Source organism: Halorubrum tropicale (assembly GCF_001280455.1).
Classification (GTDB): domain Archaea; phylum Halobacteriota; class Halobacteria; order Halobacteriales; family Haloferacaceae; genus Halorubrum; species Halorubrum tropicale.
In genome coordinates this window covers 294,120-307,881 of the sequence record NZ_LIST01000002.1, presented here as the reverse complement: position 1 = coordinate 307,881, position 13,762 = coordinate 294,120, and the positions used below count along the sequence as shown (strand labels likewise).

The window sequence follows — 13,762 nt, the reverse complement described above, 5'->3', positions numbered from 1 at the left end:
CCCCGTTCGGGTCCGGCCGCCCGCCGAGCGCGGCTTTTTCGCGCGCGTCCCACGACCGCGAGCCGACCGACCGCCGGTCGTCGCGCGCTTCCGCCTCGGGCCGCGGTTCCGTCGCGTCGGCGGCGGCGTTCCGCTTACCGCGTCGACAGCGCTCCCGGCGTCCACTCGGCGCCGTCGAGTTCCCGGTGCGTGAACGGGACCGCGTCCTCGCCGCTGTAACTCGCGACGAGGTGCCCGGTGCCTTCGAGGTAGTACTTGTACGTGGTGAGCCCCTCCAGGCCGACCGGGCCGCGGGCGTGGATCTTGCCGGTCGAGATGCCGACCTCCGCGCCGAGCCCGTAGCGGTAGCCGTCCGCGAAGCGGGTCGAGGCGTTGTGGAAGACGCTCGCGGCGTCGACGCCGGTCATGAACGTCTCGGCCGTCTCGGCGTCCTCGGTCAGGATCGACTCGGTGTGTTTCGAGCCGTGGTCGTTGACGTGGTCGATCGCGTCGTAGGCGTCGTCGACCACCTTGATCGACAGTTCGAGGTCGCCGTACTCCGTGTCCCAGTCGTCGGCGGTCGCGGGCCCGACGTCGACGACCTCGCGGGTCCGCCCGTCGCCGCGCAGTTCCACGCCGGCGTCCTCGTAGCGCTCGACGAGGTCCGGGAGGAACGAGTCGGCGACGGACTCGTGGACGAGCAGGGTCTCGACGGCGTTACAGACGGCGGGGTACTGGACCTTCGCGTCGAAGGCCACGTCGGCGGCCATCTCCAGGTCGGCGTCCGCGTCGACGTACACGTGGCAGATCCCCTCGGTGTGGCCGAGCACCGGGATCTGGGTGTTCTCCTGGATGTAGGAGACGAACTCCGAGGAGCCGCGCGGCATCACGAGATCGACCCGGTCGTCGAGTTCGAGGAGGCGGTCGACCTCCTCGTGGGCCTCGATCAGCGCTGCCCACCCGTCGGGCAGGTCCGCGGTCGCGTCGACGATCGCCTCGTGGAGGACGCGGTTCGACTCGCTGGCCTCGCTGCCGCCCTTGAGGACGACCGCGTTCCCGGACTTCAGCGCGAGCGCGGCGATCTGAACCAGGGCGTCGGGCCGCGACTCGAACACCGTCGCGACCACGCCGATCGGCACCGCCACCCGGTAGAGTTCGAGGTCCTCGTCGAGCTCCCGCGCCGCGAGCGTCTCGCCGAGGGGGTCGTCCTGTTCGGCGACCGACTCGACCATCGAGGCGATCTCCTCGACCTTCGTCGCGTCGAGCTTCAGGCGGTCGACGAGGGCCTGCGTGTACTCGCCGTCCGCGAGCATCGCCTCGGCGGCCTCCACGTCGACCGCGTTCGCCTCGAGTATCTCCGATTCGCGCTCGCGGATCGCGTCGGCTATCGACCGGAGCGCCTCGTCGCGGGTCGCCTCGTCGGCGTTCGCGAGCCGCAGCGCGGCGCGCTCGGCCCGCCGGGCCAGTTCGTCGGTGTCCGCTTCCACGTCGGTGGTGTTGCTCTCACTCATCGTCGTCACCCGTCTCCGGCACGAATAGCGTGCCCGTCGGCTTACCCGCTGCGATCCGCGCTAACACGTCGCGCTCCGCCGACCCGGCGATGATCGCGGGGATCCCGTGGCGGCTCACGTCGTGGGCGCCCTCCACCTTCGTGCGGATGCCGCCGAAGTCCGTCTCCGTGCCGTCGCCGACGATCTCCCGCAGCCGCTCGTAGCCGTCGTCGACGGCCTCGATCAGCTCCGCGTCACCGTCGCGCTTCGGGTTCCCGGTGTAGACCCCGTCCACGTCGGTGAGCGTCACGAGGAGGTCGGCGTCGAGCCCGATCGCGATCGACGCCGACAGCATGTCGTTGTCGCCGATCCGGAGCTCGTCGGTCGCGACCGCGTCGTTCTCGTTGACGACGGGGACGACGCCCCACGACAGCAGCGTCTCGACGGTGTTGGTGAAGTTGTCGAACCGCTCCGGGGCGTCGAGGTCGGTCCCGGTCACGAGGATCTGCGCCACGTCCTGGTCGAACCGCTCGAAGCTCTGCGTGTAGTGACGCATCAACAGGCCCTGGCCCACGGTCGAGAGCGCCTGGCTCTCCGCGATGGACTCGACGCCGTCCCGCGACTCGGGCCCCGTGTCGAGCCGACCCGTCCCGGCGCCGACCGCCCCGGAGGAGACCAGCACGACCTCGGTACCGCGCTCGCGGAGGTCCATCACGTCCGCGACCAGCTTGTCCAGCTTCACCCGGTCCAGCCGCGAGTCGTCGTCGGTAAGGGAGTTCGTCCCCGCCTTGACGATCACGCGGTCGGCCGCGGCGGCCTCCTCTCGCGCGGCCGCCACGCGCTCGCCGTCGGTCGCGCCGACCCGCTCCACGCTCGCGTCCTCAGCCATCGTCGAACGCCTCGGCGAGCTCCCGGGACCGGCGCTCGGCGGCCGCGACCGCGTCCTCGACCGCCGCGTCGGCCTCGCTGTCCCACAGCACCTCCATCCCCTCTATCGTCGTCCCGTTCGGCGAGCACACCGCGTCGATGAGCTCGTCGACGCTGCGGTCGTCGCGGAGCACCGTCTCGGCAGCGCCCTTGAACGTCTGAGCGGCCAGCGTCTCCGCCTGTTCGGCGTCGAGCCCGCTGTCGATCCCGCCCTGTTTCATCGCGTCGATCAGGTAGAACGCGAACGCGGGACCGCTGCCGTTGACCGCCGTCGAGACGTGCATCAGCGACTCGTCGACCTCGACGAACTCGCCGACCGCGTCGAGCATGGCGCGGACCTCGTCGGTGAGGCCCGCGTTCGTCGCGGCCGCGGCCATGTTCCCCGTCTCCGCCGCGAGGTTGGGCATGATCCGGACGACGGAGGCGTCGGTGCGGGCGGCGACGAACTCGCGGGGGAGCCCCGCCGCCAGCGTCACCAACTGCTGGTCCTCCCGGAGGTCGAGGTCGTCGAGGACCGCGGGCGCCACGTCCGGTTTCACCGCGAGGACGACGATGTCGGCGTCGCGCGCCGCGTCCACGTCCTCGGTCGTCTCGTCGACGGCGTCCTCGATCGCGGCGAGCGCCTCGGGATCGAGGTCGATCGCCGTCAGGTGGTACCCCTCAACGCGGGCGAGCCCCCTGAGCAGGGCACCCCCCATGTTTCCGCAGCCGATAACGCTCACTCGAGTCATTTGGCCCTACGGTATCGTCGGGCGGACATACCAACTGCGGTTTTCGCAATTTTCCGCGATCGGTCGATTTCGTCCCCCCTCGCGGCCGCTTACACCAGATCCGCGTACAGCGATCGGTAGCGGTCGGCGATCGCGTCGAGCGAGAAGGCCTCGCTCCGCTCGGCGGCCCGCGCGCCGAGTTCCGCCCGGCGGTCGGCGTCGCGGAGCGCGTCGATGGCCTCGACGAACCCCTCGACGTTGTCCCCGCGAGCGTCGGCGTCGGCCGCGGCGTGCGCCCCGTCGCCCGCGTCGCCGACCTTCAGGCACTCCTCGCCGTCGTCCAGCCACGAGAACGTCTCGATGTCGCGCACGACGAGCGGCTTGCCGGCGGCCATCGCCTCCAGCAGCGCGATCCCCTCGTTCTCCTCGTGGGTCGGGAAGCAGAACACGTCGCCCGCGGCGTACGCGCCGCGGATGTCGTCGACGAACCCCGTGAACGTGCAGTTCCTGGGCGCCTCGTCGACGAGCCGCTTCGTCTCGCGGCCCTTCAGCGAGCGATCGATGGGGCCGAACCAGACGAAGTCGACGTCCGGCATCCGGTGGGCCGTCTCGACGAACGTCTCCAGCCCCTTCCGCTTGATCACGTGGCCGACCATGAACACCGTCGGCGGGTCCAGGTCGTAGCGGTCGCGGTACTCGGCCTCCAGCGACTCGAACCCGTAGAGCTTCCCCCGGTCGACGCCGTTCGAGACGACCGTCGTCGGCGCGTCGGTGTACCCCTCGATCACCGACCGGTTGTACTCGGAGGGGCAGATCAGCCGGTCGGCGAGCCCGTACGCGCGGCGGAGGTACGGCCTGAGCGGTCGCGCGAGCGCGTTGGTGAACCGGAAGCTGTCGCCGAAGTCCTCCGCGGTGACGTGGGTGTGCGCGACGACGGGGACGCCCGCCTTCCGGGCGCGGCGCGCGTACCAGACCGAGCGCGGGCCCATCAGGTTGAGGTGGAGCACGTCGGCGTCGAGCGTCGGCTCCGTCGTGTATTCGACGCCGACACGGTCGAACATCTTGCGCTGGTGGTCGACGGACGCCGCCATGCCGCCGGTGACGCGCTCCGCGAACTCGAAGTAGTGGCTGACCTTCATCGGCGGGTCGGCGGGCGCGGCCGCGCGGCGGTCGCGTCTCGGGCCCCGGCGCGGTCGCTCACTCGACTTCCAGCCACGGGACCTCCATCAGCGCGGGGATGTACGTCTCGATGTGGTGCTCCCAGACGCCCTCCTCGCCGAACGCCTCGCCGTGGTCGGCGGTGACGACCACGTCGCCGTCGAGCTCGTCGACGAGCTCCGAGACGCTCTCTAAGGCGATCCGGAGGTTCTCCTCGTACATCGACAGCGCGGTCACGCGCGTGCCGTCCTTCACGAGGTCCTTCGGGTCGAGTTCGAGCCACAGCCCCGCCTTCTGGGCGAACTCGCTGTCGTCGAGCCGGCTCTCGATCTTCGGCCGGACGGAGTCGCTGAGCGAGGAGAGGAGCCCGCCGTCGTCCTCGCTTCCGCCGTTTTCCTCCGCTTCCCCCTGCTCTCTGATCCCCTTCTGGATCTGCTTGAGCTTCTGCCCCTTCCCGCGCGAGAGGTAGGGCGCGTGCGGCTGCATGTAGTGGAGGACGGTGCGGTCGGCGCGCTCGACGGCGTCCTGGTTGCGGTGGAACGCGTCCGCGATCCCCTCCGGCGGGACGGTGCCGAGGTCGTCGTCCCAGTCGGTCTTCCACACGTCGTGGATGTCGCTGATGTGCTCGGAGGCGGTCCACTCGTAGTCGCAGCTGGCGCCCCACTTCAGCTCGTTCAGCGGGATCCCCAGGTCGTTGATGAAGGGGTTCCCGGAGAAGTACGCGATGTCGTGGTCGTCGGTGAACGTGCGGTAGGCCCACTCGGGCGTCGACGAGCCGACGCTGCGCCGCTTCTCGAGCGTGCCGTCGAGGTACTCGTCGTACACGTCGGCGAACACGTCGTACCGGCACGCGTCGAGCACCAGACAGTAATCCCACTCCGACTCGAGGAACCGCTGATCTTCCATTAGGTGGGCCGTCGGCCCGCCGGTACGTATGCATTCTCATTCTCGCCCCCGGACCGGCGGTCCGCGAGCGTGGCCGAGGCCCGGAGACGCCGACGCGCCGGCGGGCGCGAAGCAGACGTTTCAAGTTCGCTACCGCCCCACCCAGTCCATGGACGGCCCACAACGGCGCGCGCTCATCCTCGGTGCGGGCGGCGCCGTCCTCCTCCTCGCGGTGCTGTTCGTCGTCGTCGGCGTCGACCGCATCGTCGACGCGCTCGCGGCCGCCGACCCGGGTCTCGTCGCCGTGACGCTCGGCCTCGGGCTCTGCTGGCTCGCGGCGTGGAGCCTCATGCTCCGCGCCGTGCTGGGCGCCCTCGACGTCGAGATGTCCGTCCGGACCGCGTTCCTCGTGTACAGCGGCGCCGCCTTCGCGAACAACGTCACCCCGTTCGGACAGGCCGGCGGCGAGCCGGTCGCCGCGGCGCTCATCTCGAAGGTGGGCGAGGCGCGCTACGAGACCGGGCTCGTCGGCATCGCGAGCGTCGACGTGCTCAACGTCGTCCCCTCCGTCTCGCTCGTGTTCATCGGAGTCGGGTCCTACGCGGCCACCACGGCGGTCGGGGACCGCGTCGGGTTCGCGGTCGCGAGCGCGGTCGCGCTGATCGCGGCCATCGTCTCGGCCATCGCCTTCGTCTGGCGCTACCGCGTCGCGGTCGTCGACCGCGTTCCGGGCGCCGTCGGCCCGTTCCTCGGACGCTTCGACCGCTTCGACGCCGAGACGATCGAGGCCGGCCTCGCCGACCGCCTCGGCAACTTCTTCGCCGACATCGAGCGCGTCGGCACCGACCGGCCGCGCCTCCTCGGGATCGTCGCGCTCTCGCTGTTCGGCTGGCTCTTCCAGGCCGCCGCGCTCACCGCCGCGTTCGCCGCGATCGGCCACCCGATCTCGCCGGTGATCCCGGTCTTCGTCGTTCCCCTGTCGTACGTCGCCGGCGCGACCCCGCTCCCCGGCGGGCTGGGGGGCATCGAGGCCGCGCTCGTCGGGCTGCTCGTGCCGACGACCGGCGTCGCCGCCTCCGCGATCACCGCCGCCGTCCTCGTCTTCCGCGGGGCCGTCTACTGGGTCCCGATGGTGATCGGGGGCGCCTCCGCGTCCGCGCTGGGCGTGAGGGCGTTCGAGTAGCGCGCCGCGTCAGAACCGGTCCGGTCGCCTCCGCACCGCCGCGCCGAGGGCGTACGCCGCGCTCCCGAGCGTGAGCGCGACCGCGAGGGCGACGACCGGGCCGATTCGCAGGCCGGTCAGCAGCTCGGCGCGCGGACCCAGCGCGACGGTCGACGGCCGCGGCACCGCGTAGCCGCCGTCGTCGAGCGTGGCGCCGCGGACGACCGCCGCGAGCGGCGGGACGACGAAGACCCAGATCGCCGCGAGGAACGTCGCTCCCCAGCCGGCGAGGAGGCCGCCGCGGTGGCGCCCGGCGTACCCGGCGCTCGCGAGGCCGACGGCGACGAGGACGGCCCAGATCGGGTACCGCCAGGCGGTTCGGATCGGCTCCCACGGGAAGGCGACGAGGAACGAGGCGGCGACGAACGCGACGCCGACGGCGCGGAGCGCGCGATTCGGAGACCGACCGGTGCCAAGGAGGGCTCGCGGGGCCATAGGGACATGTGGACCGGGACGGGCAAAAGCGAAGGGGAGCGAGCCGCTCGGTGGTGCGTCCGACTCAGAAGAACAGCCACAACACGAGCAGCGCGTACAGGATCACCAGCGAGATGAGCGTGAGGCGGATGAGGATGTTGACGCTGAACACGAGCCCGTTGTAGTCGTTCTTCAGGAGCTTCACCGGCTCGGTCCGGTTGCTCTCGAACCCGACCGTCGCGGGCGCGACGTCGTCGACGGCGCGGTCGACCGCGCCCTCGATGGCGTCGATGTCGGACTCGCGCTTGTTCGCCAGCTCGTGGATCGACGCGTGGGTGTCCGTCGAGAAGGGGATCACCGCGTCGAACTCCGCGCGGTACTCGTCGGCGGTCGCCCGCACGTCGGGGGTGAGCCCGTTGGTGTCGACGCCGATCCAGAGGACCTCCTGGCCGTCGACGCGCTCGACCATCGCCAGCGCGTCCTGACCGGTCCGCGTCACGGCGAACCCGGCGGCGTAGTCCTCGACGAGGTCGGTGTCCGCGAGCCGGTCGCGGAAGTCGTCGAACGCGCGCTTCAGGCGGTCGGCCGTCGCGGAGCCGTACTGGATCTCGACGTCGGGGCCGTTCTGGATGTCGTGTCGGTGCTGGTCGATCAGCAGCACCTCGTCGTGGTCGACGTCGCGCATGAACACGCCCGTGTCGTAGTCGTCGATCCCCTCGCCGTGGAGGACGATCACCTCCTTGTCCCCGATCCGGCGGCCGTGGAACCGCACGTCCGCGTAGCCCTCGCGCTCGCCGTACGACGCGGTCACGAGCCGCGAGACGCGCTCGGTCCGGTCCGGGTCGGCGACCGCGTCGAGGATCCGCTCCGCGTCCGCGGGGTTCGAGAGGTCCTCCTTGTGCGTACACGGGACGTGGAAAAAGAAGCCGGCCGCGTCCGCCGACGCGGCGGCCGCGGCGCCGCCGTCGGTCGCGGCCGCCGTCTCGGCGCGCTCCGCCCCGTCGACCCCGCGGCCCTCGTTCAGCGCCTCGATCAGGTTCCCGCTCAGCTGGCCGCCGCCGAACCCGCCGAGCGGGCCGGGGTGGACCCACGGGGCCGCCACCGTGAGCCGTCTCCCGTTGTCGACGGCGAACGTCTCGACGGCCGGACGGGCCTCGACGCCCAGGTCGAGTGACTCGCGGTCATTCCGGAGGAGACCGGAGGTGAGCGCGAACGCGGAGACGTCGGTGTTGCTCTTGATCAGGTAGTCGACGACGACGAGGACCAACACGAGGAAGCCCGCCGCGATGAGCAGCGAGGCGAACGCGAACACGTGTCGGTACGTCGAGAAGCCGAGTTCGCTCCCGCCCAGCGCGTAGAAGGCGGCGATGAGCCCCGCCGGCTCGACCAGCGAGACGAGCAGAATCCGGTCGAACCGGTCGATGCCCGTCGAGACGACGAGCACCAAGATGTTGATCAGGTACAGCGTGATGAAGCTGAGCCAGATGATGCTCCAGGCGTTCCCGACGTTGTCCGCCCCGGAGAGTACCAGCGCGTAGACGAACAGGACGAACTGTGAGGTGAGCGCGAGGAAGTAGCTCCACGACCGCGGGTAGCCGTCGAGGACCCGGGGGAAGAGTTCGGCCGCGACGACGAAGGGGACCAAAAAGATGAGAACGGCCACCGGCAAGATCCGGGACGGTTCGGGAGCGAACGGCGTGAAGAGCCAGATTCCGCCGACCGTCCCGACGGCGTAGACGACGCTGAGAGCGACGAGGGCGGCCGCCTGAATCCTGAGGGGCGGCACAGAGAAGATGAACCGTTGAAACGCGTCGACGTTGTCGGCGCCCATCTACGCCGTCACCCCGTATATCGATTCGAGCTCGTCGACGGTCCGTTCCACGGAGAACCGCTCGACCGCGCCGCGGGTGTCCCGGTCGCCGTCGAGGCAGTCGCGGACCGCGCGCTCCATGTCGTCGAGGTCGCCGAACGCGAAGCGCGCCCCGTTCTCGGGGCCGATCGTCTCGTCGAACGGCGCCACGTCCGCGGCGGCGACCGGCGTGCCACAGGCGTTCGCCTCCAGCGTCGAGAGCCCGAGCGTGTCGCAGGTCGACGCCGTGACGAACACGTCGAGGGCGGCGTAGAAGTCGGGGAGATCCTCGCGCGGCAGGAAGTCGTGGAACCGGACGTTCCCCGGCGCGTCGGCCTCCAAATCCGCCCGGACCGGCCCCTCGCCGACGACTTCGAACCGCACCTCGGGCAGGCGTTCCGCGAGCCGGAGGATCTCGTCGACGTTCTTCTTGCGGGTCATCCGGCCGCTGTACCCGACGACCGGCGCGTCGACGGCCGTCGGCCCGCCGTCGGTCGCCGTCGCGGTCACGCGGGCGTTCTCGCGCGGCCGGAACCGGTCCATCTCGATCCCGACGGGGAGCCGGTACGGCTCCACGTCCCGCCGGATACGCGAGGTGGAGGCGGTGACGCAGTCGAACGCGTTGAGGAAGCGATTCTCGTAGGCGACGTACGCCCGCCCGACGACCGAGGCGAGCCGCTCCGACTTGAGCCCCTGAACGAAGTAGTCCTCGACGGGGGTGTGATGCGTGTACACGGAGGTCGCGCCGTACCGCCTCGCGTACCGGAGGCCCATCAGCCCGGTCGACGCCGGGCCGTGGCAGTGGACCACGTCGAGGTCGGGGAGCGTCGACAGGCGGCGGAACGTGGGGAGGCGGTACTGACGGTAGAAGGGGTTCGGCAGCGAGGGGACCGGAATCTCGTGGTCGTCCGGCTCGTGACTGCTCGCCGGATACACCACGTAGACGTCGTGTCCCCGAGACTCGAGCCGGTCGCGCCACGACTGGATGGTGTAGGTGACGCCGTCGATACCGGGGAAGTAGCTGTCGGTGAAGAAGCCGATGTTCATGGTCGCGTCTGACGGTTGGGGGGTTGCCGGCGGCCGGAACCGCCGCGGAGGGGTCGGCGGGCGGGGGACGCGCCGGTCGGGGCGGGGCTCGGCTCGTCGTCCGCGCCGACGGCTACTGCGAGTACCACGGTCATTCGCCGGATTCACTACCAGACCGCTTCAACATTTTCATTTCCCGAGCCGACCGGTCGGACCGGCGACGGCCGACCCCGCCCGGACCTGCCCCGCCGGACCCCGCCCGCTTAATCCCCGGGCGCCCGAACCGCCGGGCATGATACCGACCGATCGCATGGCGGCCGTCGACGCCAACGCGGCGGCGCTCGGCGTGCCGCGCAAACAGCTGATGGAGTCGTCCGGGAACGCGGTCGCCCGCGAGGTGCGGGCCGTCGCGGACCCGGGCGCGACCGTCGCGCTCGTCTGCGGCCGCGGGAACAACGGCGGCGACGCCCTCGTCGCGGCGCGGTTCCTGACCGAGTACGCCGTCCGGGTCCACCTGCTCGGCCGCCCCGAGACGATCCGGACCGACATCGCGCGGGAGAACTGGGCGGCGCTCGAAAACGCGGCGGTCCCCCGAGAGACCGTCACCGACTCGCGCGACCTCGACCTCAACGCGCCCGACGGCGACGACCCCGACGTGGTCGTCGATGCGATGCTCGGGTCGGGGATATCCGGCGGGCTCCGCGAACCGGAGCGGACCGCGGCCGCCGCGATCAACGCGAGCGACGCGACGGTGATCGCGGTCGACGTGCCATCCGGGATCGACGCCGACACGGGCGACCCGACGGGGGGCCCGGGCGGGGTCGCCGTCGACGCCGACCGCGTGGTGACGTTCCACGACGAGACGCCCGGGCTGGCAGCCCTCGACGCCGCGGTCACGGTCGCCGACATCGGGATCCCGGCCGCCGCGGAGCGGTACACGGGCCCGGGAGACCTCCTCGGCCTCGACCGCGACCCCGACTCGCACAAGGGCGACAACGGCGAGGTGCTGGTGGTCGGCGGCGGGCCGTACACCGGCGCGCCGACGCTGTCTGCGCTCGCCGCGCTCCGGGCGGGCGCGGACCTCGCCCGGGTGGCGTGTCCGGAATCGATCGCGGACGCGGTCCAGGGCTTCTCGCCGAACCTCATCGTCCGGCCGCTCCCCGGCGATCGGGTCGGCTCGTCGCACGCGGACCGGGTCGCGTCGCTCGCGGCCGAGAACGACGTCGTCGTCCTCGGCCCCGGACTGGGAGACGGCGACGGGACCCGCGAGTTCGTCCGCGAGTTCCTGACGGCCTACGAGGGGCGAGCGGTCGTCGACGCCGACGCGCTCCGCGTCGTCCCCGAGGCCGACACGGACGCCGACCTGATCTGTACCCCGCACCAGGGCGAACTGGTCGGCATGGGCGGCGAGACGGCGCCTGAACCCGACGAGCGCGCCGAACTGGTCCGGGAGTTCGCCGCGGACCTGGGCCACGTCCTGCTCGTGAAGGGCGCGGTCGACGTGGTCGCCGACGCCGACGGCGTGCGGCTGAACCGCACCGGCAACCCGGGCATGACCGTCGGCGGGACCGGCGACGTGCTGGCGGGGACGGTCGGCGCGCTGGCGGCGGTCGCGGACCCGTTCCGAGCGGCCGCGGTCGGCGCGTACGTCGTCGGGCGCGCGGGCGACGCCGCGGCCGACGCGAACGGCGCCGGCCTGGTGGCGACGGACTTACCCGACCGGCTGCCGGAGGCGATGCGTAATGAGTGACGACGGACCCGGCGACGGCGCGGCGGGCGACGGCGCGAGCGCGGACCCCGCCGGCGCGGACGCGCTGACCCACACCGACGACGCGGGCGACGTCCAGATGGTCGACGTGGGCGCGAAGCCCGACAGCAGTCGACGCGCGGTCGCGCGCGGCGAGATCCGGCTGACCCCGGAGACGATCCACGCGGTCGAGGCCGACGCGGTCGAGAAGGGCGACGTGCTCGCGACCGCCCGGATCGGCGCCGTCCAGGCCGTGAAACACACCTGGGAGACGATCCCGATGTGCCACCAGATCCCGATCACGAACGTCGACACCGAGTTCGCGGTGGGCGACGACCGGATCGAACTCACCGTCGCGGTCGAGACCACCGGGAAGACGGGCTGCGAGATGGAGGCGTTAGAGGGCGTCACGACCGGGCTGAACACCGTCTGGGACATGGTGAAGGCGGCCGAGAAGGACGCCGACGGCGGATATCCCGACACGCGGATCTCGGACGTCGAGGTCGTCGAGAAGCGGAAGGAGCAGGTCAGCGAGTGAGTCGCGGGCGGGTGACCGGTGGGCGGCGAGTGAGCGGCGGGCGGCGTCGGACCGGGGCCCGACCGTCGGTCAGAACAGCCCGCTCACGTCGCCGTCGGCGTCCACGTCGATGTCCTCGGCGGCCGGCTCCGCGGGCAGCCCCGGCATCGTCATCACGTCGGCGGTCTTCGCGACGACGAAGCCGGCCCCCGCCGAGGGGGTCACCTCGCGGACGGTGAGCGTCCACCCCTCGGGCACGCCGGTCCGGGCGGGGTCGTCGGACAGCGAGTACGGGGTCTTCGAGAGGCAGACCGGGAGGTCGCCGTACCCCCAGCGCTCGACGCGCTCGACGTCGTCGGCCGCGCCGTCGACGTACTCGACGCCCGCGGCGCCGTACACCTCGCGCGCGACCGTCGCTATCTTCTCGCGGATCGGCGCGTCGGCGTCGTACAGGGGTTCGAACGACCCCGTCCCGGCGCGATCGCGCACGAGTTCGGCCAGGTCGGTCGCGCCCGCGCCGCCGTCGCGGTGGGCCGTCGAGCGCGCGACCGGGATCCCGCGCTCTTCGAGGCCGGCTTCCAGCGCGGCGAGTTCGGCCTCGGTGTCGTCCGCGAACACGTTGATCGCGGCGACCGTCGGGACCCCGAACGACTCGGCGATCGAGACGTGCTTCGCGACGTTGGCGACGCCGGCCCGGACCGCCTCGGGGGCCGGGTCCGCGAGGGCGTCGAAGTCGGTCGGCCACATCTCCAGCCCGTGGCGCTTCGCGCCGCGGACGGTGGCGACCACGACGGCAGCGTCGGGGACCACGCCCTGACGCGCGACGATGTTCCCGAACTTCTCCGCCCCGAGGTCGGCGCCGAACCCGGCCTCCGTGACGAGGTAGTCGGCGAGCGCGGCGCCGACCCGGTCCGCGACGAGGGTGTTCGTCCCGTGCGCGATGTTCGCGAAGGGGCCGCCGTGGACGAACGCCGGGACCCCCTCGACCGTCTGGACGAGGTTCGGCCGGAAGGCGTCCCTGAGCAGCGCGGCCGCGGCGCCGGTCACCCCGAGGTCGTCCGGCGTGACGGGCTCGCCGTCGGCGTCGGCCGCGAGCACGATCCGACCGATCCGCGCCTTCAGGTCGTTCAGGTCGGTCGCGAGCCCGAGGACGGCCGTCAGCTCCGAGGCGGCGGTGATCACGAACTCGTCTTCGCGCGGGACGCCGCTCGCGGTCCCGCCGAGCCCGACGACCGTCTCGCGGAGCGCGCGGTCGTTGACGTCGAGCGCGCGCGGCCAGTCGACCCGTCGCGCGTCTATCTCCGCGTCGTTGCCCTGATGAAGGTGGTTGTCGAGCGCGGCCGCGAGGAGGTTGTGCGCCGCGGTCAGCGCGTGGATGTCGCCGGTGAAGTGGAGGTTGATCGCCTCCATCGGGAGCACCTGCGACCGGCCCCCGCCGGCCGCGCCGCCCTTGACCCCGAAGACCGGGCCGAGCGACGGCTCCCGGACCGCGACCGCGGCCCGCTCGCCCAGCGCGGCGAGCCCCTGCCCGAGTCCGACGGTGGTGACGGTCTTCCCCTCGCCCTTCGGCGTCGGCGACATGCCGGTCACGAGGACGGTCGTCCCGGCCGACGCCGCCGCGGCCCCGGGCGCGCGCGGCCCGTCGCCCACGGCGTCGCGGACCGCCGCGTGCGTGAGCTTCGCGACGCCGTCGCCGCGCCGCTCGACGCCGTCGGCGGAGAGCCCGAGGTCGGCCGCGACCTCCTCGATCGGCCGGGGATCGGCCGCTCGCGCGACGGCGAGGTCCGAATCCGGTACCCCAGTCGCGTCGCTCGCGGGATCGGTGGGCGCCATACCGG

Annotated in this window: 12 protein-coding genes; 3 read left to right on the top strand and 9 right to left on the bottom strand. The window is 72.0% G+C overall.

Annotation, left to right across the window (positions count from 1 at the left end; translation table 11 throughout):
- Positions 1-134: 134 nt before the first annotated feature.
- From AMR74_RS06655 to AMR74_RS06635, 5 genes are all read right to left on the bottom strand, one after another.
- Positions 135-1,490: a glutamate-5-semialdehyde dehydrogenase gene (locus AMR74_RS06655; protein WP_053771277.1), complete on the bottom strand. Its 1,356-nt coding sequence runs from the start codon at positions 1,488-1,490 to the stop codon at positions 135-137.
- Positions 1,483-2,358: a glutamate 5-kinase gene (gene proB / locus AMR74_RS06650; RefSeq protein WP_053771276.1), complete on the bottom strand. Its 876-nt coding sequence runs from the start codon at positions 2,356-2,358 to the stop codon at positions 1,483-1,485. The genes AMR74_RS06655 and proB overlap by 8 nt, the downstream gene beginning before the upstream one ends.
- Positions 2,351-3,127, bottom strand: coding sequence for a pyrroline-5-carboxylate reductase (gene proC, locus AMR74_RS06645; RefSeq protein ID WP_077152265.1), 777 nt, complete (start codon positions 3,125-3,127; stop codon positions 2,351-2,353). The genes proB and proC overlap by 8 nt, the downstream gene beginning before the upstream one ends.
- A gap of 89 nt (positions 3,128-3,216) precedes the next feature.
- A complete protein-coding gene (locus AMR74_RS06640) occupies positions 3,217-4,245 on the bottom strand; it encodes a glycosyltransferase family 4 protein (protein ID WP_053771274.1) in 1,029 nt (342 codons plus the stop codon).
- A gap of 58 nt (positions 4,246-4,303) precedes the next feature.
- Positions 4,304-5,170, bottom strand: coding sequence for a hypothetical protein (locus tag AMR74_RS06635; protein ID WP_053771273.1), 867 nt, complete (start codon positions 5,168-5,170; stop codon positions 4,304-4,306).
- A gap of 148 nt (positions 5,171-5,318) precedes the next feature.
- On the opposite strand from AMR74_RS06635, the gene AMR74_RS06630 reads away from it, so the two are divergent.
- Positions 5,319-6,332, top strand: a complete 1,014-nt coding sequence (locus tag AMR74_RS06630) for a lysylphosphatidylglycerol synthase transmembrane domain-containing protein (RefSeq protein WP_053771272.1) — start codon at positions 5,319-5,321, stop codon at positions 6,330-6,332.
- Positions 6,333-6,341: 9 nt separating this feature from the next.
- On the opposite strand, the gene AMR74_RS06625 is transcribed toward AMR74_RS06630, so the two are convergent.
- The 3 genes from AMR74_RS06625 to AMR74_RS06615 form a co-directional block, all read right to left on the bottom strand.
- The gene (locus tag AMR74_RS06625; RefSeq protein WP_053771271.1) at positions 6,342-6,806 is read right to left on the bottom strand and encodes a hypothetical protein; all 465 of its coding nucleotides are present in this window, start codon (positions 6,804-6,806) and stop codon (positions 6,342-6,344) included.
- 64 nt (positions 6,807-6,870) lie between these two features.
- A complete protein-coding gene (locus AMR74_RS06620) occupies positions 6,871-8,616 on the bottom strand; it encodes a DUF2070 family protein (RefSeq protein WP_053771270.1) in 1,746 nt (581 codons plus the stop codon).
- Complete coding sequence (locus tag AMR74_RS06615; RefSeq protein WP_053771269.1) at positions 8,617-9,681, bottom strand: glycosyltransferase; 1,065 nt, start codon at positions 9,679-9,681, stop codon at positions 8,617-8,619.
- A 271-nt stretch (positions 9,682-9,952) separates the two neighbouring features.
- On the opposite strand from AMR74_RS06615, the gene AMR74_RS06610 reads away from it, so the two are divergent.
- Both AMR74_RS06610 and moaC read left to right on the top strand, forming a co-directional pair.
- Entirely contained in the window at positions 9,953-11,410 is a 1,458-nt protein-coding gene (locus tag AMR74_RS06610; RefSeq protein ID WP_053771268.1) for a bifunctional ADP-dependent NAD(P)H-hydrate dehydratase/NAD(P)H-hydrate epimerase, read from the top strand.
- Complete coding sequence (gene moaC, locus AMR74_RS06605) at positions 11,403-11,945, top strand: cyclic pyranopterin monophosphate synthase MoaC (RefSeq protein WP_053771267.1); 543 nt, start codon at positions 11,403-11,405, stop codon at positions 11,943-11,945. The genes AMR74_RS06610 and moaC overlap by 8 nt, the downstream gene beginning before the upstream one ends.
- 69 nt (positions 11,946-12,014) lie before the next feature.
- On the opposite strand, the gene AMR74_RS06600 is transcribed toward moaC, so the two are convergent.
- On the bottom strand, positions 12,015-13,757 hold the full coding sequence (locus tag AMR74_RS06600; RefSeq protein ID WP_053771266.1) for a formate--tetrahydrofolate ligase: 1,743 nt from the start codon (positions 13,755-13,757) through the stop codon (positions 12,015-12,017).
- Positions 13,758-13,762 lie beyond the last annotated feature (5 nt).

What these genes read in the sequence shown, in the direction of transcription:
- AMR74_RS06655 (WP_053771277.1), bottom strand. Translation starts at nt 1,490, where the DNA reads ATGAGTGAGAGCAACACCACCGACGTGGAAGCGGACACCGACGAACTG.
- proB (WP_053771276.1), bottom strand. Translation starts at nt 2,358, where the DNA reads ATGGCTGAGGACGCGAGCGTGGAGCGGGTCGGCGCGACCGACGGCGAG.
- proC (WP_077152265.1), bottom strand. Translation starts at nt 3,127, where the DNA reads ATGACTCGAGTGAGCGTTATCGGCTGCGGAAACATGGGGGGTGCCCTG.
- AMR74_RS06640 (WP_053771274.1), bottom strand. Translation starts at nt 4,245, where the DNA reads ATGAAGGTCAGCCACTACTTCGAGTTCGCGGAGCGCGTCACCGGCGGC.
- AMR74_RS06635 (WP_053771273.1), bottom strand. Translation starts at nt 5,170, where the DNA reads ATGGAAGATCAGCGGTTCCTCGAGTCGGAGTGGGATTACTGTCTGGTG.
- AMR74_RS06630 (WP_053771272.1), top strand. Translation starts at nt 5,319, where the DNA reads ATGGACGGCCCACAACGGCGCGCGCTCATCCTCGGTGCGGGCGGCGCC.
- AMR74_RS06625 (WP_053771271.1), bottom strand. Translation starts at nt 6,806, where the DNA reads ATGGCCCCGCGAGCCCTCCTTGGCACCGGTCGGTCTCCGAATCGCGCG.
- AMR74_RS06620 (WP_053771270.1), bottom strand. Translation starts at nt 8,616, where the DNA reads ATGGGCGCCGACAACGTCGACGCGTTTCAACGGTTCATCTTCTCTGTG.
- AMR74_RS06615 (WP_053771269.1), bottom strand. Translation starts at nt 9,681, where the DNA reads ATGAACATCGGCTTCTTCACCGACAGCTACTTCCCCGGTATCGACGGC.
- AMR74_RS06610 (WP_053771268.1), top strand. Translation starts at nt 9,953, where the DNA reads ATGATACCGACCGATCGCATGGCGGCCGTCGACGCCAACGCGGCGGCG.
- moaC (WP_053771267.1), top strand. Translation starts at nt 11,403, where the DNA reads ATGAGTGACGACGGACCCGGCGACGGCGCGGCGGGCGACGGCGCGAGC.
- AMR74_RS06600 (WP_053771266.1), bottom strand. Translation starts at nt 13,757, where the DNA reads ATGGCGCCCACCGATCCCGCGAGCGACGCGACTGGGGTACCGGATTCG.